The organism is Fulvivirga sp. M361 (assembly GCF_007097395.1).
Lineage (GTDB): Bacteria > Bacteroidota > Bacteroidia > Cytophagales > Cyclobacteriaceae > Fulvivirga.
Map to the genome: position 1 here is coordinate 40,399 of NZ_VKDC01000006.1, position 22,426 is coordinate 62,824.

General features: G+C 43.8%; 12 protein-coding genes. All 12 read left to right on the top strand.

What is annotated here, in order from left to right:
• The first annotated feature begins 11 nt into the window (after positions 1-11).
• The 12 genes from FNH22_RS07655 to FNH22_RS07710 all read left to right on the top strand — a co-directional run bounded on the left by FNH22_RS07655 (position 12) and on the right by FNH22_RS07710 (position 22,409).
• Positions 12-1,682, top strand: a complete 1,671-nt coding sequence (locus FNH22_RS07655; protein WP_185154118.1) for a RagB/SusD family nutrient uptake outer membrane protein — start codon at positions 12-14, stop codon at positions 1,680-1,682.
• Between the two features lie 18 nt (positions 1,683-1,700).
• Positions 1,701-5,150, top strand: a complete 3,450-nt coding sequence (locus FNH22_RS07660; RefSeq protein ID WP_143397768.1) for a VCBS repeat-containing protein — start codon at positions 1,701-1,703, stop codon at positions 5,148-5,150.
• A 48-nt stretch (positions 5,151-5,198) separates the two neighbouring features.
• Positions 5,199-8,579: a VCBS repeat-containing protein gene (locus FNH22_RS07665; RefSeq protein WP_185154119.1), complete on the top strand. Its 3,381-nt coding sequence runs from the start codon at positions 5,199-5,201 to the stop codon at positions 8,577-8,579.
• Positions 8,576-10,591, top strand: coding sequence for a glycoside hydrolase family 65 protein (locus FNH22_RS07670; protein WP_143397770.1), 2,016 nt, complete (start codon positions 8,576-8,578; stop codon positions 10,589-10,591). The genes FNH22_RS07665 and FNH22_RS07670 overlap by 4 nt, the downstream gene beginning before the upstream one ends.
• An 82-nt stretch (positions 10,592-10,673) precedes the next feature.
• A complete protein-coding gene (locus FNH22_RS07675) occupies positions 10,674-12,026 on the top strand; it encodes a vanadium-dependent haloperoxidase (RefSeq protein WP_143397771.1) in 1,353 nt (450 codons plus the stop codon).
• Positions 12,023-13,636, top strand: coding sequence for an alpha,alpha-trehalase TreF (treF, locus tag FNH22_RS07680; RefSeq protein WP_143397772.1), 1,614 nt, complete (start codon positions 12,023-12,025; stop codon positions 13,634-13,636). The genes FNH22_RS07675 and treF overlap by 4 nt, the downstream gene beginning before the upstream one ends.
• Before the next feature lie 124 nt (positions 13,637-13,760).
• Entirely contained in the window at positions 13,761-15,482 is a 1,722-nt protein-coding gene (locus tag FNH22_RS07685; protein WP_143397773.1) for a sodium:solute symporter, read from the top strand.
• A gap of 147 nt (positions 15,483-15,629) precedes the next feature.
• A complete protein-coding gene (locus FNH22_RS07690) occupies positions 15,630-17,291 on the top strand; it encodes a glycerol-3-phosphate dehydrogenase/oxidase (protein WP_143397774.1) in 1,662 nt (553 codons plus the stop codon).
• A gap of 2 nt (positions 17,292-17,293) precedes the next feature.
• Positions 17,294-19,240 (top strand): amylosucrase, encoded by a 1,947-nt coding sequence (locus FNH22_RS07695; RefSeq protein ID WP_143397775.1) that lies wholly within the window; start codon positions 17,294-17,296, stop codon positions 19,238-19,240.
• Positions 19,241-19,297: 57 nt separating this feature from the next.
• On the top strand, positions 19,298-20,212 hold the full coding sequence (locus FNH22_RS07700) for an ROK family protein (protein ID WP_143397776.1): 915 nt from the start codon (positions 19,298-19,300) through the stop codon (positions 20,210-20,212).
• A gap of 100 nt (positions 20,213-20,312) precedes the next feature.
• Positions 20,313-21,644: an MFS transporter gene (locus FNH22_RS07705; RefSeq protein ID WP_143397777.1), complete on the top strand. Its 1,332-nt coding sequence runs from the start codon at positions 20,313-20,315 to the stop codon at positions 21,642-21,644.
• 174 nt (positions 21,645-21,818) lie between these two features.
• A complete protein-coding gene (locus FNH22_RS07710) occupies positions 21,819-22,409 on the top strand; it encodes a DinB family protein (RefSeq protein ID WP_143397778.1) in 591 nt (196 codons plus the stop codon).
• Positions 22,410-22,426 lie beyond the last annotated feature (17 nt).

Below are 22,426 nucleotides of genomic sequence, written 5' to 3' on the forward strand. Positions count from 1 at the left end.
ACAATAGAATGATGAAAAAGATACAACAGATAAAAGGCCTGGTTCTATTGATATTGGCTGCTTTTTTCGTGAATTCATGTAATATAGAAGAAGAGGTGTTAGATGAGATCACTGCTGATCAGGTGGAGACGATCAGCGCTTCCGACGCCATACAACTGATAGCGCCCGCTTATGCTGTCATGCGTGAAATGCTTCAACGGGATGGAGTTTGGGGTGTTAATCAACATAGTTCTGATGAAACACTCGGGCCAACAAGAGGCTCTGACTGGGATGATAATGGCATTTGGAGGCAACTGCATACCCATACGTGGGACGCAAATCATACCTTTATTCGTTTGGCCTGGGAAGACTTAAACCAGGGCGTATCACGGTCTAATGGAGCACTGAATACTTTTATAAACCAAATTCCCGGTATAGATGCCAACCTCATTGCGGAGGCCCGTGTATTGAGGTCCCTGTTCATGTTTTACATCATGGATATGTTTGGGCAGGTACCTTTCAGGGAGATCGATGAAATCGATTTTTCCGTCTCCGGAAGGGTATTGACCCGTGCAGAAGCGTTTGAATTTATTCGTACCGAGTTAGAAGAGTCTATTGCGGACCTGCTGAATGAAACGGAAGTGCCTTACGGACGTTTGACCAAAAATGCCGCCCGGACATTATTGGTGGTACTGAACCTGAATCATGAGGTATATTTAGATCAAAAGGTGGATGCACGTTATACAGATGCTGTTAACTTCGCAACGGATGTTATCGGAAGTGCCGCCTATACATTGGCCCCTGCAGAGGATTACTTTGGAATGTTCGCCAACGATAATACGGAGACCAGGGCACAGGGAGAAGGCATCATCGTTGCCACATTTGTGAATGACCTTGATCTTGGCGAAGATAATGTTTCAATGATCACACAGACATTGCATTACAATCAACGCTTTGGTGGTGGTGATGGCAACAATGATGGTCATTTAGACTTTTCCGCCTGGAACGGGTTTACGACGATAGCAGATTTCTACAATAGATGGGACCAGAATGATCCACGGTTTAGAGCAGAGTCTGAAATTACTGCTGCCAATGCATCTACGGTAAGCGAAAACAATCCTTATGTATTTAATGGAATAAACAGGGGATTCCTGCAAGGCCAGCAGTTTGATGGGCAGGGCCGCTACGTGTTACACCGGGTAAGTAGTAGTGACAACGGTCAGGTAGCAGTAGCAGACCCTGCAGATGCCAATACTCCATTGCTCAACTTTACGGTAGATCTGAGTTTGACAGGTAATACAGAATCAAATGGCGTAAGGGTACTGAAGTATGCCCCGGATCCAAATGCTCCTGTCATTACAAGAACAGATAATGATTTTATACTATGGAGATATTCCGATGTTTATTTGATGCGTGCAGAGGCTCAATTTCGTTTGGATGGTGGTGGTCAGGCGGACCTGGACGCTGTAAGGACTGCCAGAAATATGACGAGTATTCCTATCAGTGAAGATGCTTTACTTGATGAAAGGGGTTTTGAACTGTATTGGGAAGGACATCGCCGCCGTGATCTCATCCGGTTCGGGAGGTTTACGGATGCGTATACATTGAAAGATGCAAGTCCTGCATTCAGAACATTATTTCCGGTTCCCCAGTCAGCGATAGATTCTGATCCGCTTTTGGACCCGACATTAGGAAATCAATAAGTAAAATATACCTGGAAGATGGCCGTGATATCAACCGTCACGGCCTTTTTCTTACTTAAGCTATCTATTCCCCAAGCATTTGAGGGGCAGATGGTATTGTCGACATTATCACACATGAATTCTGCCATTCACCTCCCTGTCTTTTTTAGGTATTTTCTTATCATAGGGTGTTTAACCTTTTCTTGCGCTACGCAGGATGCGGACAATACAGCGTTGACAGATGGTCTTCCGGAGGTGCTTTTTGAATTGCTTCAGGATAGTATTACGGGTATCACTTTTAGGAACCAGTTAGCCATCAATGGTGAATTTGATGTGTTTAGATACCGAAATTATTATAACGGTGGTGGCGTGGCAATAGGAGATGTAAACAATGATGGATTGTCAGATATCTATTTTACAGCCAATAGTACATCAAACAAATTGTATTTAAACCTGGGCGATTTTCGGTTTAAGGACATAACAGATAGTGCCGGAGTAGCATGTAAAAAAGCATGGTCTACCGGTGTTTCCATGGTGGATATAAACGGAGACGGATTTTTAGACATCTATGTATGTAACTCGGGAAATGTGGCAGGAGATGATAAGGAAAACGAACTATTCATTAATAATGGTGATCTGACCTTTACAGAAGCAGCAGGTAAAGTAGGCTTGGACGATGCCGGGTTTTCCACACATGCAGTATTCTTTGATGCCGACCTGGATGGTGACCTGGATGTCTACCTGCTCAATAATTCCTTTCGGCCCGTATCAACCTTTGGTTTAAAGAACATCCGTCACATACGGGATGAAAAAGGAGGGGACAAATTATACCTTAATAAGGAAGGTATCTTTGAAGACATAAGTGAGAAAGCAGGTATATACGGCAGTGTTATAGGGTTTGGACTGGGAGTATCTGTGGGGTTTGTTAATAATGACGACTTACCTGATATCTACGTTTCCAACGACTTTTTTGAGCGCGACTATCTCTATATCAATCAGGGTGACGGAATGTTTTCTGAGCAATTACCAGAGCGTTTGGGGCATGTTAGCCTGGCTTCCATGGGGGCAGACATTGCAGACATTAATAATGACGGTCACCCTGAAATATTTTCTACCGATATGCTTCCGGAGAGCGATGTCAGGCTTAAAACTACTTCCACCTTTGAATCCTGGGACGTCTATCAGTCTAAACTGGATAACGACTACTATCACCAGTACATGAGAAATATGCTTCACCTGAATAAGGGAGATGGAACGTTCTACGAGATAGGACAGCTTGCCGGTATTGATGCCACAGATTGGAGTTGGGGAGCTCTGATGGCCGACTTTGATAATGACGGACTAAAGGACATTATCGTTTGTAATGGCATTTATAAGGACGTTACAAACCAGGATTTTTTGAATTTTTTGGCCAATGATAAAAACCTGGAAGCAGCCTTTAAAGGAGAAAAAATAGATTTTCAGCAGTGGGTAGATCAAATGCCATCCACAAGCCTGTCTAATTATGCTTTTAGAAATAAGGGGGATCTGACCTTTGACAATGTGACAGAAGCATGGGGGATCGATGCACCCACGTTCTCCAATGGAGCGGCTTACGGCGACCTTGATAATGACGGAGACCTTGATCTGGTCATAAACAATGTGAACCAGGAAGCTTTTGTTTACAGGAACGCACAATCAACATCAGAAACAAGGAGAACATTTCGCTGCTCACTGGAAGGGGAAAATAAGAACCGTTTTGGCATTGGAGCACAGCTCCTGTTATATTCTAATAGCAACATAATTCATTATCAACACTTTCCAATCAAAGGGTTTCAATCTTCCATGGATTATCAAGTGGTGGTGGGAGTCGGAGCCGGGCCTGTTGACTCTTTACGGGTAAAATGGCCGGGAGGCGCGGAACAGTTGATCGAGGCAATAGATCTCACCCAAGAATATACTTTAAAACAAACGGATGCGATTATAAAACCTAAAATACCCGTCAAAGTGGACGGTTACAAACCCTATTTTGAAGAAATCTCTGATATAGGACTTGATTTTAAGCACGAGGAAAACGAATACGTAGATTTTGATACGCAGAGACTGTTGTACAATATGCTTTCATTTAGTGGTCCTGCATTAACAAAGGGAGATATTAATAATGACGGTTATGATGACCTGTTTATCGGAGGGGCCAAAGGCCAGCCGGGCGCTATTTATTTGCAGTCGGAAAATGGCTTTGAAAGGATGGAGATACAAGATCTGTTAATGGATAGACAGAGTGAAGACATTGCTGCGCTCTTTTTTGATGCTGACGGCGACAAAGACCTCGACCTGTATGTGGTGAGCGGCGGCGCGGACTTTGAGGCTTCTTCTGCAGCGTTGTTAGACCGGCTCTATCTGAATGAAAAAGACGGCTCAGGTGTAATTACTTTTACGAAAGCAACAGATCATCTGCCGGCGATTAGCGAGAGTGGTTCTTGTGTTAGTGCAGCTGATATTGACTCTGACGGTGACATTGATCTTTTTCTGGGAGTGAGGCATTTGCCAGGTTACTATGGTATAAAGCCTACTTCTTACCTGCTTGAAAATGATGGTACGGGTAAGTTTGCCCGATACAGCGAGGCTAAATCCGAAGCGCTGAAATCTATTGGAATGATCACCGATGCAATCTGGTATGATCATGACGGAGATAATGATCCGGACCTTTTAGTAGTAGGAGAGTGGATGCCTCTTACCTTACTCTCAAACGAAGAAGGTGTTTTTACGGCTACCGTTCCGGCGGGTTTTGAAAACAGTAACGGATGGTGGAATTGTATAGTGAAAACCGACATCGATCATGATGGTGACGATGATTTTTTATTAGGTAATTTGGGGCTTAACAGTCGTTTTAAAGCGGATAAGAATGATCCCATCCGCCTGTATGTAAAAGATTTTGATGGAAACCGTTCCCTGGATCACATATACACTCACAGTCAGGTAGGCCGGGAATATCCTATGGCCTTAAAACATGACCTCGAGAAGCAGGTCATAGCTATAAAAAAGCAGTCAGTTTATTACAAAGACTACGCTGATAAGACCATAGATCAACTATTTTCAAAAGAAGACCTTGAAAACGCCACTGTCCATGTGGCGTACGAATTCAGGTCAGGTGTGGCCGTTAATGATGGGAACGGAGGGTTTTCCTTTGAGCCTTTGCCCTTAGAGGCCCAATATGCACCTATTTATGATTACCTGGTTATGGATGGCAATTCGGACGGTATAAAGGACATTTTGTCCGTGGGTAATTTCAGCTATACCAAACCTGAAATCGGGAGGTATGATGCGAATGACGGGCTTTACTTTAAGGGGCTTGGTAAGGGTAAATTTAGTTGGCAACCCACAGCCTTTGAATATGAAGGCGATGCACGTCGTATTTGTCGAATAAAAACGAAAAACCATGATCTGCTCATTGTAGCATTAAATGATCAAAAGCCCAAAGTATTTATGTGGAAAGAGCAAGAGAGATAAAACAATACAGTAAATGATTTTTAATCATCTGATTTTTAAATGTTTCTAATGTTTTGTGTTAAAGAAATGATGCATTCTGACACTCGCCGATATACATTCCTGGCTGGCCATAAGACTATCCTGATCGTCATGATCATGGTATTCTTTTCCTGCGCTGAACCGCAAGATACGCCAGCCGTAATGGAATTGATACCCCCAAAGGAAACAGGTGTGTACTTCAGCAATGAGCTGAGAGAAACTCCTGAAATGAATATCTTCAATTACATGTACTTCTATAACGGAGGAGGTGTGGCTGCTGAGGATGTAAATGGTGATGGCCTCAAAGACATTTATTTCACTTCTAACCAGGACTCCAACCGACTTTATTTAAACCGGGGAAATTGGAAATTTGAAGATGTAACGGCCAGGACCAAGACGGCAGGAAGACCGGGCTGGTGTACCGGAACAGTGATCACTGATGTAAACGGTGATGGAAGAATGGACATATATGTGAATAACCTGGGAGATTACTTAAGTTTTAAAGGGAAGAACCAGCTGTTCATCAATGAAGGTAACGATGAAAGTGGTATCCCTGTCTTTGTAGACCGGGCCAGGGAATATGGATTGGACCTTACAGGGTTCTCGACCCAGGCTGCTTTTTTTGACTATGATCTCGATGGTGATCTGGATATGTTTCAGTTGAACCACTCAGTGCATCAGAACGGCACCTTTGGTAAGGCGGATCTGCGAAAAGAAAGACATCCATTGTCAGGAGATCGGCTGCTGAGAAATGATAACAACAAATTTACCGATGTCACCGAACAAGCAGGTATCTATAGCAGTGTCATTGGCTATGGATTAGGCATTAGTATTGCAGATGTGAATTTAGATGGCTACCCGGATATTTATATTGGCAACGATTTTCATGAGAACGATTACCTCTACATAAACCAGGGGGACGGTACCTTTAAGGAAATGCTGGAAAGTAGCCTGATGCATACCAGTCGCTTTTCTATGGGGAATGATATTGCGGATTTCAACAACGATCTGTATCCGGATATCATAACATTGGATATGCTGCCGGAAAACCCTGTCATGTTAAAAGCTTCAGCGGCAGAAGATGCCTACGATCTCTATGATTTTAAACTCAATTTTGGTTACAACTACCAGTATTCCAGAAATTGTTTGCAGCTGAACCAACAGAACGGCAGCTTCAGCGATATTGGGCTAATGGCCGGCGTAGCAGCAACAGACTGGAGTTGGTCGGCCCTTTTTCTGGATATTGATCTGGATGGTAAGAAGGACATTTTCATTACCAATGGAATTAAAAGACGCTCCAACGACCTGGACTATATCAATTTTATTACTACAGACTCTATCCAGTACAAATTGAAGGCGGCTGTTGTAGATGAGGCAGAATTAGAATTGGTAAGAACAATGCCCACAGTGAAGCTGGCCAACTACTTTTACCTAAATAACGGTGACAGTACTTTTACGCAAATGGCAGGAGACTGGGGACTGGACATACCTTCCTTCTCACATGGGGCTGCCTATGCAGATTTCGATAATGATGGAGATATGGATTTGGTGACCAATAATGTTGATGACCACCCTTTCTTGTATAAAAACAATACAATAGAGCTACAATCAAACGTAAATTACCTCAAGCTGGCTTTGATCGGAAGTGAGCAGAACCCGAAAGCCGTTGGTGCAAAAGTGGTGTTATTCACTTCCAATGGGCGGCAGCTACAGGAAAACTTCCCCACTAAAGGATTTCAGTCCAGCGTAACCCATGACATGACCTTTGGAATAGGAACATCACAGCAAGTTGATTCTGCCTATGTCATATGGCCGGACAAGACATTCACCGTTCGTTATAATATTGCTACTAACCAAACCATAACTGTTAAAAAAGAAGATACCGACCCTGTTTTTGACTATCAGTTTTTTACAACCCATCAGCAAAGGAAAAAACTATTAGAAAAGCCTGAAGTCCATATTTCTTTTGAGCATAAAGAAAACAAATTCGTTGAATTCAACAGAGAACCTCTGATGCCGTTTATGGTGTCAGCCGAAGGGCCGGGCGTGGCTGTAGGCGATATAAATGACGATGGCAGTGAAGACTTGTTTCTGGGAGGCGCTAAATGGCAAAGTGCACAGCTATTTGTTCAAAGGAACGGCAACTTTGTTCCTGTTCAGGACCAGCTGTTTCGTGTTGATAGCCTGAGTGAAGATGTGGCGAGTGAATTTTTTGACGCAGACGGAGATGGAGACCTGGACCTGATCGTGGTATCCGGTGGAAATGAATTTGCTCAAAAGGCACCTGCCATGCAAGTTAGGTTGTACCTGAATGATGGCAAAGGTACTTTCACCAAAAGTGAAGGCTACCTTCCTGAACTTTACCTGACGGGCGCAACGGTGTCCGTTAGTGACATTGACGGTGATAATGATCCTGACCTGTTTATCGGAGCAAGAGCAGTGCCCTGGAACTACGGAGTTATACCCGATAGTTATCTGCTTCTGAATGATGGCACCGGCCATTTCAAAGACGTCACAGAACAGTTGGCTCCGGAATTAAGAAACCCCGGACATTTGACCACTGCCGTATTTGCTGACATGAATAACGACGGTAGTGAAGACTTTATTTTAACCGGGGATTGGATGCCAATAAGTATTTTCTATAACAAGGGAGGGTATTTTGAAAAGGCAGACCAGGAAGCTAATGGACTGGCTTACTCCAATGGTTTATGGTCGGTATTGAATATCACAGACTTTGACAATGACGGTGACCTGGATATAATAGGAGGTAACCTCGGGCTTAATAGTAAACTGCGTGCGTCAAAGGACCAACCTTTAACGTTATATGTCAACGATTTTGATGGAAATGGGAAAATTGAGCAAGTGTTAACCCATTATATACAAGGCGAGGAACACATTTTTCAAACCAAAGATGAGCTGGTTAAATCGTTGAATTCTATAAAAAAAGATTACCTGTCCTACCAAAAGTTTGCGGAGGCGGGCCTGAAAGATATTTTTACTGAGGACCAGCTGGAAAATGCTACTAAATATTACGCCTATGTACTGGAAACCTCCTACATAGAAAACCTCGGAAATGGTCAGTTTTCAATAAAACCTCTCAAAAAACCGGTTCAATTCTCATCTGTTCAGGCACTTTTAGCAGAAGACCTTGATCATGATGGTAACGAGGATATAATGGTGACCGGTAATTACTATCACACCAATATTCAAATGGGCCGGTATGATGCTAGTTTTGGTCATATACTTTTAGGGGATGGCAAAGGTAATTTTCAATACCCCACTCATAATAAGTCCGGTTTTTTCGTCAAAGAAGCTACCATAGCTATTAAGAAACTTAAAGTAGGAAATGATATTTACTTTATAATTGTCCGAAATAATAATTCACCAGTCTTTTATAAAATGAAATCATGATCAAATACACTCTTCTTATACCAGCGTTTCTTCTAAGCATTCTGTGTATAGGGCAGAATGCAAAAAAATCTTCCTGGCACATTACAGCGGATGACATTGACCCCACAAACTACTATGGTGTTACGGTGGCGAATGGTATGGTAGGGATTGTTTCTTCACCGGAACCCATGAAAGTGAAAGATGTAGTGCTTAATGGCGTATATGATAACTACCAGCGTGGCCGTGTATCGAATATTTTAAAGACTTTCAACCATGTGAATCTGGACATAGATATTGATAACCAGGGAGTATTCAGTAATACCGTTACCAATTATCGTCAAACGCTGGATATGAAGCAAGCCCAATTTATCACCGCTTTCGATGTGGGAGACAAGGCTTCGGTGACCCATAAAGTAATGTCTTTACGCCATTTGCCTTTTACAGCCCTTGTCGTGGTTACGATCAAGGCAAAAAAAGACTTGACATTTGTAACAAAGAGTACGATACAAGCGCCGGACCACCTCAGTGATGTACGGCAATTCTTTGCTCATATAGATCGCCCTCACGTATCGTTTCCGTTGATGACCTCAGTGGCAGACAGTCCATCTGGAGAAAAGAAAGTAGCTGCCTCCAGTACATTTATTTTTCCGGAAGAACATGGGAATGAGCCCCATGTCATTCACGAAGACTGGGACTTCAACCGGCATTGGGCCAAATTCTCTAAAACCTTGAAAGCAGGGGAGACCTATGAGTTTGCACTGGTAGCTTCCTCCTTGTCCAGTGAGCACTTTTCAGATCCGCAAAATGAGGTGGAACGATTGACGATCTACGGAAGGTTGGAGGGAAAAGAGCGGCTGTTACAACGACATAAAGAAGCATGGGAAAAATTGTGGAAAAGTGATATCGGGATCAAAGGAGATCTGCGATCCCAAAGAGAGGTTCGCTCGGCGCTGTACCACCTGTATTCATTTGCCAGAGAGGGTACCCCTTACAGTCTTTCTCCAATGGGGCTTTCAGGGCTGGGGTATAACGGACATGTGTTTTGGGATACGGAGCTATGGATGTATCCACCACTACTGGTGTTACAACCCGGCATAGCAAAGTCTCTGCTTGAATATCGTTTTCAGCGTCTTGAAGCAGCCCGGCAAAATGCCTTTGCCCATGGCTATAAAGGAGCGCAGTTTCCATGGGAATCGGCTGATGATGGCTCCGAAGATACGCCGGTATGGGCACTTACGGGGCCTTTTGAACACCACATTACCGGCTGTGTGGGGTGGGCCTTCTGGAAATACTACCAGGTGACAGGTGATAAAGAATGGCTGAAGGAGAAAGGCTGGCCTGTGCTCAGGGAAGTGGCCGATTTTTGGGCCAGTCGCGTGGAGCGGAACGGACCCGGGAAATATGACATAAAGAATGTGATAGGTGCCAATGAATGGGAAGAAAATATAGATAATAATGCCTTCACCAATGCCATTGCCAAACTTACGCTAAGCTATGCCACACAAGCCGCTGATATTCTGGATACTAAGGCAGATCCGGATTGGGCGCATGTAGCGGCTAACATCCCCATTTTGCAGTTTCCGGATGGTGTAACCCGGGAAAATGCTACGTATAATGGGTCCATGATCAAGCAGGCTGATGTGAATCTGCTGGCATTCCCTCTTCAATTTATTCAAGACAGAAGCCAGGTAAAAAAAGACCTTACTTACTATGAGACCAAAATGGCGCCTAACGGTCCTGCCATGGGTTTTTGTGTATTGGCAACACTCTATGCACAGTTAGGAGAAACAGAAAAGGCTTTCGATATTTTTGTGAAGAGCTATCGACCCAATGCCGTACCTCCTTTTGGTGTGCTTTCTGAAACAGCCGGTGGAACGAACCCCTATTTTGCTACCGGGGCCGGGGGCATGTTACAAACCGTGATTTTTGGTTTTGGTGGGCTTGAAATAGGTGATCAGGGGGTTATCGAAACTGAAAAAAGGCTTCCCAAAGAATGGAAGGCATTAGAAATTAAGGGATGGAAAAAAAGGTAGATATTCATGTTTGTGCTACATTTAACGGCGATTCAATGATTATAAAGAGTCGTGCACGACATAAGAACTATCAACATTTACCATGAAAAAGGAAAATAAAATTTTTATCTGGCTTTTAGCCTTTTCGTTTATTACCAGTTGTAACCCTGGTAAAGAAACTGTTGTTACCGAGCCATCTGCATTACATGAAGCCATGCAGGAGTTAACAGATGTCATCGTTCATGATATTTTTTCACCACCGGTAGCCAGCAGGATCTATGCCTACCCCAGTATTGCAGCATATGAAGTGTTGGCCGTGGAAGCCCCAAACTACCGGCCACTCGCCGGCCAGTTACGGGATTTTGAGGCCATTCCGGAACCAAAGGCTGCTATTGATCTTCAGGTAGCCGCCGTCGATGCGTTTTTACTGGTAGGAAAAGCCCTGATCTTTTCCGAAGAAAAACTGGAGACGTATCGTAAAAACTGGCATGAACAAGTGAAACAACAAGGGTTGGATGAAACCATATTGAAACATTCAATCGCCTACGCCGAAGAGGTGGCTACACACGTGCTTACCTGGGCGGATAAAGACAATTACAAGGAAACCCGCACCTTTCAAAAATTTACCATTACAGATGACGTCTCCCGCTGGCAGCCTACACCGCCGGGATATATGGAAGCCATAGAACCGCATTGGAATAAGATAAGGCCTTTTGTTATCGATTCAGCGAATCAATTTGTACCGGAAAGGCCCACCGCATTTGATATGGATGAAAACAGTCCTTTTTACAAGGAGACCATGGAGGTTTACACAGCCGTCAAAGAGCTGGACGAAGAAGAAAAAGAGATCGCCAGTTTTTGGGACTGTAATCCATACGTGATGAATGTCCATGGACATGTGATGTTTGCCACTAAGAAGATCACACCCGGGGGTCACTGGATGGGAATAGCCAAAATAGCCAGTCAGAAAGCAGAAGCTGACCTGATGAAAACGGCCCAGGCCTATTCGTTGACGGCCATAGCCCTGGCAGATGCTTTTATCAGCTGTTGGGATGAAAAGTATCGCAGTAGCTTAATCCGACCGGAAACTGTGATCAACAAGTACATTGACGAAGAGTGGTTACCTTTTTTGCAAACACCACCTTTCCCCGAATATACCAGTGGGCATAGTGTGATATCCGGAGCAGCAGGAGAAGCACTTACCGCCATTTATGGTGAGCCCTTTCATTTTGTAGATAGCACGGAAGTACGCTATGGATTGACAGCACGTGAGTTTGATTCTTTCCGTTCGGCTTCTGATGAAGCAGCCATAAGCCGGCTATATGGAGGCATACATTACATGCCTGCTATTGAAAACGGAGTTGCCCAGGGGAGGTCACTTGGAAAACTTATTGTTGATAGAATCGAGATGGGGCAAGCGGCTGAAAATGTTTCAGGTAATAAGAAAAGTAAATGAACGGTAGATTTACAAATATTCTATATTCACTGACCTGCTTTTTAGCGGCACTATTTCTTTGTTCCTGTCAGGGAGAAGAACCTAAGAGTGTTGATTTTTATAGTACAGCTCTTTTTAAGGACGTACAGTTCTCCGGTATTTTTCCTGATTCAAAAACCTTCGTAGACTGCACACCCAAAAAAGACATTGATTTAGTAAACACTGACTATCTAAACCGTAAAGATGCTTCGGATTTCGATTTAGAATCATTTGTACTGGAACACTTTGAACTTCCTGTAGTGCAAAATTCTGACTTCAGGTCTGATACTGCCAGGCATATGAAAGACCATATTCAGGCGTTGTGGTCCGTGCTTACCCGTGCCCCCGATAATGTAGATACACGCTCTTCGTTAATACCCCTTCCTAAGAGCTACATAGTGCCTGGCGGACGTTTCAGAGAAATATACTACTGGGACAGTTACTTCACTTTGGAAGGGCTGATGGCTTCGGGAAAAAAGCAGGTGGCAAAAAATATGGTAGATAACTTCTCCTTTCTCATCGATACGATGGGTTTTATCCCTAACGGCAACAGGCACTACTACCGCGGCAGGTCTCAACCCCCGTTCTATGCCCTAATGGTCAACCGGCTCGCACATGATGATCGTGATCTTTTCATTGGTTACTTGCCGGCGATGGTAAAAGAGTACCGGTTTTGGATGAGAGATATGCAACGGCTCTCTACCCAAAAAAATGCGCTTCGTCGGGTGGTTTTGATGCCTGATGGTGCCGTATTGAATCGTTACTGGGATGACCTGGAAGGCCCCCGGCCGGAGTCATTCAAAGAAGACGTTGAGCTGGTAGAGTCCGGGGGTCTAAACCCGGAAAAAGCATACAAAGATCTGCGTGCCGGCGCCGAGTCAGGATGGGACTATAGTAGCCGATGGTTTGCGGATGGGAAAGACCTTTCTACCATCCACACTACGGATATTGTGCCGATAGACTTAAACTGCCTCCTGTATTTTCTCGAACTTAAAATTGCCCAGGGGTATAACTGGGACAGCCAACTCGATTCGGCACAGTTTTATTTGGAGAAGGCCGAAGACCGGAAAAAGGCGATCCAGCGCTATTTATGGGATGAAGAAGACCGCTTCTTTATTGATTATGATTTTATAAGCGAAAAAAAAACAGGTGTTCTGTCACTGGCAGGAGCATACCCGCTTTATTTTCAGATCGCTACCAAAGCCCAGGCTTCAAGTGTGCTGGACAAACTGGAGACGGATTTTTTAAAAGACGGAGGGTTTGTGACCACTTTAAGCCAAACAGGTCAACAGTGGGACGCACCGAATGGATGGGCACCGCTGCAATGGATCACCGTCAATGCCTTTTATAACTACGGTAGAGGGGAAGCAGGTAATGACGCTGCTTCAAGATGGTTAAAGCGAAATAACGAAGTGTATAAGGCAACAGGTAAAATGATGGAAAAATATAATGTGGTCGATACTTCACTACTGGCAGGTGGCGGGGAATATCCACTTCAGGACGGGTTTGGATGGACGAATGGCATTGTGCTGGCCTTTGAGGAAATACTCCGGGAAAAAGAATTGATTGAGCAGATGACTGAAAGCCTTTGATCCGTTCATGAATGATCCTGAAAATTGAAATTACTGTAAAATCGCAATATGAATTGATCAATAAAGGCCCTTCACTTATGTGTTTGACCGGGGCTATATAAGATAAACTAACGGCCGGAACCTTATGGAAAGCATTGGATTAAGTAGCATTGATTTTATCATCATTATTGTATACCTGATAGGGATCGTGTTCTACGGGATCACTAAAGGGAAGCAGCAGTCTTCTGAAGATTATTTCCTTGGGGGACGTACCATGACCTGGCCTATTGTGGGTATTGCCCTTTTCTCAGCGAATATCTCCAGTTCTACGCTTGTCGGGCTTGCTTCGGACGCCTTTCAAACCAATATCAATGTGTACAACTATGAATGGTATGCAGTGGTGGTTTTGATTTTCTTTGCTATTTTCTTTTTACCCTTTTACCTGAAATCAGGGGTGTACACTATGCCTGAATTTCTGGAAAGACGGTATGACCGTCGCTCCCGCTATTACTTCTCATTTATCACCGTAGTGGGGAACGTTATGGTAGATACGGCAGCCGGGTTATATGTTGGTAATATAGTCTTGAAATTGTTATTCCCGGAGTTGCCTTCCCTGGCTATCATCATCATTCTGGCCGTGGCATCTGCTGCCTATACCATACCCGGAGGGCTTAACTCGGTCATTCAAACGGAGGTGGTACAGGCCATCCTGCTTATTTTCGGGTCTTGTCTGCTTACATACTTTGCTTATGACCAACTGGGAGGTGGCTGGCACCTGATGATGACCAAACTTGATAGTATGCTGGCAAGCGGCCAGGTGGACTTTGGTAGCAGAGTGGAAGAAGGGAAGTTTATACCGGAAAATGCGCAGGAGGTTTTCTCATTAGTGCGTCCGGCAAATGACGAATTTATGCCATGGTGGGGACTCATCACCGGAGTGCCCTTACTGGGATTCTATTTCTGGGCGAACAATCAATTTATGGTGCAGCGTGTCCTGGGCGCAAAGGACCTGAACCATGGGCGATGGGGAGCATTATTTGCCGGATTGCTAAAGCTGCCGGTGATATTCATCATGGTTGTTCCCGGTATTTTAGCGCTCTTACTATTTAATGACCTTGATATTTCACCTTTAAATTATATAACACCTCAAGGACCGTGCACCCGGCTGTCGGATTGTCCCAACCTTACTTACCCGGTGTTGTTATTTCAATTGTTGCCCACAGGTATCCTTGGGCTGGTGGTAGCAGGCCTTTTGGCTGCCATGATGTCCTCGGTGTCTGCCACATTTAATTCAGCTTCCACCTTAGTGACCATGGACTTTGTCAAACAAATGAAGCCAGGGCTTACCAGCAAGGAACTGGTCAAAGTTGGTCAGATTGTGACGGCCATACTGGTAGTTCTGGCGGCATCATGGGTGCCTTTTATAGAAAGGGTGAGCGACTCATTGTGGGATTACCTTCAATTAGTGATTGCGTTCACCTCTCCACCGGCAGTATCTACATTTGTATTGGGTATGTTCTGGAAGAAGGCCAGTCCTACCGGTTCTTTTGTCAGTCTATTGTTTGGGTTTTTATTAGCGATCTTTATGATTTTGTCGGCAGTATTCGAATGGGTCCCTGCCCTGAACGAAATACATTTTCTGGGTAAGGCTTCGTTGCTATTCGTGTCGTGTCTTACCGTGCACGTAGTGGTTAGCTTACTTTCAGCAGCGCCATTACAAGCAGCTGTAAAAGACTATACCTACCGTAAAGAAATTTTTGTGGCAGAAACACAGGAATTAAAAGCATTGTCCTGGTATCGTAATTACAGGGTGCTTTCTATAATCCTTCTGATTGTAACTAGTCTGGTGGTTGGTTGGTTCTGGTAAGTGATGTTAGTATATATTAGTAAGTTTATTGTTCTGTACTATTCGTGAAAAGGGCCCTATGTTCTACCTCAATACGAATAAAGAGCAATGAGATCTACAGGTAATGTCAATTAAAATGGAGCTTAGAAAGTAAAAACCGGTTGTAGCATGAGTAATGTCTGTGGTAACTTTTCAGCGCTGGATCGAAGACTGGCTATAAATATATTAAAAGATATAAAGTATGACCTGCTCGTCATAGGCGGAGGTATTACCGGGGCTGGAATAGCCCTGGATGCCGCTACCCGCGGGCTTAGAACGGCGCTGGTGGAACGTGATGATTTCGCTTCAGGCACCAGTAGCCGGTCAACCAAACTGATCCATGGAGGATTACGTTATCTGAAGCAGTTTGAGATTGCCCTGGTGCGTGAAGTAGGTCGGGAAAGGGCGATAGTCCATAAAAATGCACCACACCTGGTACCTTCGGAAAAAATGCTTCTTCCGCTTATAAAGGGAGGAACATTCGGACAGTTGACTACATCCATCGGACTTATGGTATATGACGTGCTGGCAGGAGTAGAGCGCGGTGATCAACGTAAAATGCTATCTAAAACGGAAGCCTTAAAGAAAGAACCTTTGCTGAATGAAGCCGTTCTGGAAGGTGCCGGGGTATATGCCGAATACAGAACGGATGATGCCAGGTTGACGATAGAAGTCATTAAAACGGCTGTGCAATACGGAGCGGAATGCTTTAATTATGTTTCTGCGCTGGACTTCACTTATGATCACGGGAAGGTGTCCGGGGTGAAAGTAAGAGATTGCTTATCAGATCAGGAATTTGATATTGGAGCTAAATATGTAGTTAGTGCGGCGGGACCCTGGGTAGATGAATTGAGAGAAAAAGATCATTCATTAAACGAGAGGAGGTTGCATCTAACCAAAGGAGTGCATATTGTAATACCGAAAGATAAGTTTCCATTGCAGCAGGCTATCTATTTTGATGTACCTGACGGGCGAATGATCTTTGCCATCCCCAGAGGTTTGATTACCTATATAGGAACTACAGATACGGATTATTTTGGAGACAAAGATTACATACGAACAGACAAAAAAGATGTTGAATACCTGTTGGAGGCATCAAATAATGCTTTCCCTTCATTAAATCTAACATTAAAGGATGTTGTTTCCAGTTGGGCAGGGCTACGACCTTTGATCCATGAAGAAGGTAAGTCTGCCTCTGAGATTTCTCGAAAAGATGAGATCTTTGAGTCAGATACAGGCCTCCTTTCCATCGCCGGTGGTAAGCTGACCGGCTTTCGCAGAATGGCGGAACGTATTGTTGACGTGGTAGTGAAAAAATATGTCAAAGAATATGGTGATCAACCACTGGATCAGTGCAAAACGGCTAACTTGCCTCTGAGCGGTGGTGTTTTCTCTAACGCCAACGAAGTGAAAGTCCATAAAGCTTCGTTACTCAAAAGATTACAAAAATATGGATTGGATGAATACACAGCATTTTACCTCGTCAGCAATTATGGGAAACAATCGGACACCATTATGTCGCTCTTTGAGGAGTTTAAAGATAAACATGTCCACCATCGTTTTTTAAAGGCCGAATGCCGGTTTTGTATTGAAAATGAAATGATGTATAATTTAAGGGACTTTTTTATACGTAGAACGGGACGACTTTACTTTGATATTGATAGCGTGAGGGCCTATAAACAGGTGGTGGCAGATTATATGATGGGCTGCTTTAAATGGAGTAAAAGCAGGTGGAAGGAAGAGCTAAAAAAACTTGATCAGGAAATTACTAAAGTTTCCGTTTTCAAATAAGTATGTATCATCCAAAAGCGCATATTTTACTTAAAGAACTACTGTCTGATCTACCTGTTAAACTCCGGGAAGACCAGGATTTCATCCTTCGTTTAACAGCTAATTTTCCAGAGCTATACAGCAGATTTCAAGTGCTTTACGGGCAGCGTGATGATATCGATTTTCAACTCACTACCTTGGTGAATATGCTTGCGGTGAGTTATGAGGGGAGGTCTGAAAAGCTTAGAGAGACAGATCTGAGCAGGACAAGAGATGAAGGCTGGCATCTGTCTGAGAAGATTGCCGGGATGACACTATACCTTGATCGGTTTTGTGATAACCTCAAAAGTTTTATATCCAAAATTGATTACTTATGTGAACTAGGGGTTAACCTGGTACATTTGATGCCATTGATGAAGGGGCCTGAAGAAAAGAATGATGGCGGATATGCTGTGAGCGATTATCAAAAAATAGATCCGCGGTATGGTACAAATGCAGAACTGAAGAACGTCATTTCAGGGTTGCACAAAAAGGACATGTACTTAATGATGGACCTGGTGGTCAATCACACCTCAGATCAGCATAAGTGGGCTAAAGAAGCACGGAAGGGCAATAAGCAGTACCAGGATTATTATTATTTATTTGAAGACAGGATCGTACCAGACCTGTTTGAACGTTCTTTACCTGAGATATTCCCTGAAAATTCACCGGAAAATTTCACCTATAGTAAAGAAATGGACCGTTGGGTGATGACCGTTTTTAATGATTACCAATGGGACCTGAATTATGCCAACCCTGAAGTGTTGATTAAAATGATCCGTATGCTACTTACCCAGGCGAATTGGGGTGTGGATATCTTTCGTCTGGATGCAGTGGCATTCTTATGGAAACAGCTGGGTACCAGCAGTCAAAACCTTCCTGAAGCTCATATTGTTTTGCAACTCTTTAAACTGTGTACTCAAATTGTGGCCCCGGGCGTTGCACTTTTAGCAGAAGCCATTGTTTCACCTGATGAAATTGTCAAATACTTTGGCGGGTCAAAAACCCACAACGACGAATGTGACATAGCTTATAATGCCACATTGATGGCTTTGCTCTGGGATGCTATCGCAACTCACAATGCTAAGGTGCTGAATGAAGGTATGAGGTCTATGCCCCCGAAACCCGCTGGTAGTACCTGGATTAATTATGTGAGATGTCATGATGACATAGGATTGGGTTATGAGGACGAAGCTATTCATAATGCCGGTTATACACCCTATTCACATCGCAGGTTTATAGTAGACTTCTTTACGGGACAATTTGAAGGCTCCTTCGCCGAAGGTATGCCTTTTATGTTCAACCCAAAGAATGGCGATGCCCGCATTTCAGGTTCATTAGCCTCGTTGGCCGGATTGGAAGTGTCGTTAAAAACCGGGGTTAAGGCCAATGTGAAAAAGGCGGTGAATAGAATAATCCTGTTGCATTCCGTTGTCATTTCTTTTGGAGGTATTCCTATGTTATACTATGGGGATGAAATAGCGACATTAAATGATTACACATTTTTGGATGATCCAAAAAGATCAGATGACAACCGTTGGATACACAGACCTCGGATAGACTGGGAGGTCAATTCAAAACGGAAAGAACGTGGTACTCCACAGCATACCGTTTTTACAGCTCTCAAAAGAATGCTTAAAGTAAGGTCTGAGTCACCTGAATGGGCAGATCATAATAACTGCAAAATTTTGGATGTTGAAAATGAGCATCTGTTTTGTTTTGAAAGGAAGTCTCAGACGGACATCACCTTTGTTATCGCCAACTTTAAGGACAGACCTCAGCGTGTACATAAAGATTGGCTGGTAGCATGTCTCCATGTCGGTGTTTACTGGGACAAATACACGGATAAACCTATACAATTGGACGAAGGTTGGCTGACCCTTGATCCCTATCAATTTGTATGGCTGGTGAACAAGGTAAAAAGGATATGAATGTACCGGGTCATTGTAAAACTAAGAGTGTTTAGCTGAATTTCAACTTCAATACGAATGAGTAAAAGGATGATATGGGGTATCGATCTGGGGGGCACTAAAATAGAAGGTGTGGTGCTGGACAGACAAAGTAATAACCAGGTGATACTTAGAAAAAGGCTGGCCACAGAGGCGGATAGAGGTTATGAGCATATTCTCCACCAGATTAAAAAGCTGATCGGTGAAATGTCAGATGAGGTGGGAGACCGTCCTGAGATTATAGGCATAGGCACTCCCGGCGCCCTGGACCCTCATACCCGGCTATTAAAGAATAGCAATTCAACAGCGCTTAATGGAAAGGCTTTCAAGACTGATTTAGAGACTTTGTTAGGTATCCCGATAAAAATAGCAAATGATGCCAACTGCTTTGCATTGGCAGAGACCCGGATTGGTGTGGTAAAAGATATCTGCCCGGAGGCAGAAGTGGTATTTGGAGTAATTATGGGTACAGGTGTCGGTGGAGGAGTAGTAGTTCGTGGCCGGGTAATTAATGGAAGTCAAGGTATAGGAGGAGAGTGGGGCCATAATTTTTTGGATGAATCCGGTGGGGAGTGTTATTGTGGGAAAACTGGATGCGTAGAACGTGTTATAGCAGGTCCATCGTTACAGCGTTACTATCATGAGATTTCCGGCCGGGAAAAAACGCTCAAAGAGATCGTAGCCCTGGGAGCTACCGGTGATCCTTATGCTCAACAGACCCTGGACAGGTTGGTCCACTTTTTTGGATTGGGGATATCAGCAGTTATCAATATTCTTGACCCTGACATTATTGTGCTTGGAGGTGGCGTAGGCAACATAGAAATACTTTATACCAAAGGGGTAGAAGCAGCAGCTAAACATACCTTTAATACACGCTTTGATACACGTATCGTGAAACCGAAACTGGGAGATAGCGCCGGTGTATTTGGTGCGGCTTTTTTGGTAGAAGAATAAGTGCATTATTTTTAATATCCTCTCTGTTGGTTGGATCCTTTTATTTTCAGCCTATGGCAGGCCTGAATCAGATACATATATTCTCTATCTTCGCGGCACTATGCCGAAGCTACGTGCCAATACACCTTTTGACCCTGCCAGGTGGCCCTTTTTTTACGGCTGGATCATACTGATTTGCGGCGCTTTGGGTGTAGTGATGAGTGTGCCGGGGCAAACGATGGGGGTTTCAGTATTTACCGATCCGCTTATAGAGGTGCTGGGGCTTTCCAGGGACCAGTTAAGCATCGCCTATATGCTTGGCACCATAGGTAGCTCATTTCTTCTTCCCTGGGCCGGTAGAAAGTATGACCGTTGGGGGGCTCGTTCCCTGGCGCTGACTTCTTCTGTTGGCTTGGGTTGTGTCCTTCTTTTCCTGAGTCTTGTCGATCATTTTCTTTTTGATCTGCTAGCGCTGACCAATTCGTTATTCATTGTCATCATTATGACCATAGGCTTTCTCTTTTTACGCTTTTTCGGGCAAGGAGTACTGACTATGACCTCCAGGAATATGATGATGGAATGGTTTGACAAAAGGAGAGGTTTTGCCACAGGTTTTAGCAATGTATTTGTGTCGCTGGCATTTTCAGCTTCTCCCGTTTTTCTTTATTATCTTATCGACTCTTTCAGCTGGCAGGGTGCCTGGCAGTTTATGGCCTTGTTAGCCGGAGTCCTTTTTCCCATTTTTATTATTCTCTTTTTTCGCGATAAGCCGGAAGACAGTGGCCTTAAGCCCGATGGTAACTATAACAAGGCAGCCAAGGTGACCAAGCACCTGTTTCCCGTGGTGAAAGAATACACGAGAAAAGAAGCTTTACGTAGTTATCCGTTTTGGGTTTTTGCGCTGATGTTGTCCATGCAAGGTCTGTATATTACAGGGTTTACGTTTCATGTCATCTCTATTTTCAAAGAATCAGGTTTGTCAGAAACCCAGGCAATCACCATATTCCAGCCTTCTGCTGTGATAGCGGTTATAGTAACGCTCACGGGCAGCAGTATTAGTGACCATGTTCCCTTGAAGTACCTGTTATACGCTTTGGGTATTGGGGGATGTATTGCCATTTCAGGAGTTATATTTTTGAGTGACCTGGAAATAGCCTATTATATGATCATTGCGGGTTCGGGTATTACTACCGGAGTTTTCAGTGTTTTGACCTCTGTTACCTGGCCTCGATATTATGGCCGGCAACATCTTGGGGCCATTTCCGGTCAATTTACCATGATGATCGTCTTCGGCAGTGCCCTTGGCCCCATACTTTTTAGTACTTCACTTACTTACCTGGGCTCATACCAGTCTGCCGGATGGGTTTGTTTTGCTATATACGGTTTGTTAACGCTTGCAGCTTTGAAAGCGGATAATCCGCAGAAGAGATTTTATTCATCGCATGAAGAATAGGTATGAAGAAGTCAGATTGCGCATTAAACGCCTGGTTGTAGAAGTACCTGAAAAAAATTCAACATTACACTGAAAACACTTCATACATGAGTTAAGGTTTGTACCTGGGGGTATTCATATGTTTGTTAGCAGGTTCTGGGAGACAGCTATAATCAATTCCAATTAACCCATTTATTGGAATCCAGTACTTGCAATCTAAGTGAAGTGAATTTTATGGATTACCAGGGAATCATTCAAAACATTACGAGTAAGGCCGTTAGAGAGATAAGCAAGATGTCAAATGCTGATCTCAACGCGAAGCCATCACAGAAAGCCTGGTCCAAAAAAGAGATACTAGGTCATCTAATTGATTCTGCTTTTAATAATCACCAAAGAATTGTCCGGGCAGTAAAACAATCAAACCTCATTTTCGCAGGTTACGACCAGGACGAGTGGGTCATTAGGAATGGCTATCAGCACAGGGATATTCATGAACTTTTGCAGCTTTGGGAATTCACCAATTCCCATCTTGTTCATGCGATAAATAGTTTGCCTGAAGAGTTTCCTGATAAGAGATTTTGTGAACATAATCTGGACCAGATAGGTATGAACCCATTTCCTGCCTCTCAGGCTGCAACGCTGGCGTACCTTATATGGGACTATGTGCATCATATGGAAGGACATCTGGGGCAGATCCTTCCGACGTATGAAAAGATAAATGATACTTTTCAAATGGCTGAAGGACTACGGGAACCGGAAGCTGTGCCCTGGCTGGCGTTTCGTTAATTACTATCATCAGAATA

Bases quoted from the DNA above. Each gene is read 5' to 3' on its own strand.
- FNH22_RS07655 (WP_185154118.1), top strand. From the start codon at position 12: ATGAAAAAGATACAACAGATAAAAGGCCTGGTTCTATTGATATTGGCT.
- FNH22_RS07660 (WP_143397768.1), top strand. From the start codon at position 1,701: ATGGCCGTGATATCAACCGTCACGGCCTTTTTCTTACTTAAGCTATCT.
- FNH22_RS07665 (WP_185154119.1), top strand. From the start codon at position 5,199: ATGTTTTGTGTTAAAGAAATGATGCATTCTGACACTCGCCGATATACA.
- FNH22_RS07670 (WP_143397770.1), top strand. From the start codon at position 8,576: ATGATCAAATACACTCTTCTTATACCAGCGTTTCTTCTAAGCATTCTG.
- FNH22_RS07675 (WP_143397771.1), top strand. From the start codon at position 10,674: ATGAAAAAGGAAAATAAAATTTTTATCTGGCTTTTAGCCTTTTCGTTT.
- treF (WP_143397772.1), top strand. From the start codon at position 12,023: ATGAACGGTAGATTTACAAATATTCTATATTCACTGACCTGCTTTTTA.
- FNH22_RS07685 (WP_143397773.1), top strand. From the start codon at position 13,761: ATGGAAAGCATTGGATTAAGTAGCATTGATTTTATCATCATTATTGTA.
- FNH22_RS07690 (WP_143397774.1), top strand. From the start codon at position 15,630: ATGAGTAATGTCTGTGGTAACTTTTCAGCGCTGGATCGAAGACTGGCT.
- FNH22_RS07695 (WP_143397775.1), top strand. From the start codon at position 17,294: ATGTATCATCCAAAAGCGCATATTTTACTTAAAGAACTACTGTCTGAT.
- FNH22_RS07700 (WP_143397776.1), top strand. From the start codon at position 19,298: ATGAGTAAAAGGATGATATGGGGTATCGATCTGGGGGGCACTAAAATA.
- FNH22_RS07705 (WP_143397777.1), top strand. From the start codon at position 20,313: ATGCCGAAGCTACGTGCCAATACACCTTTTGACCCTGCCAGGTGGCCC.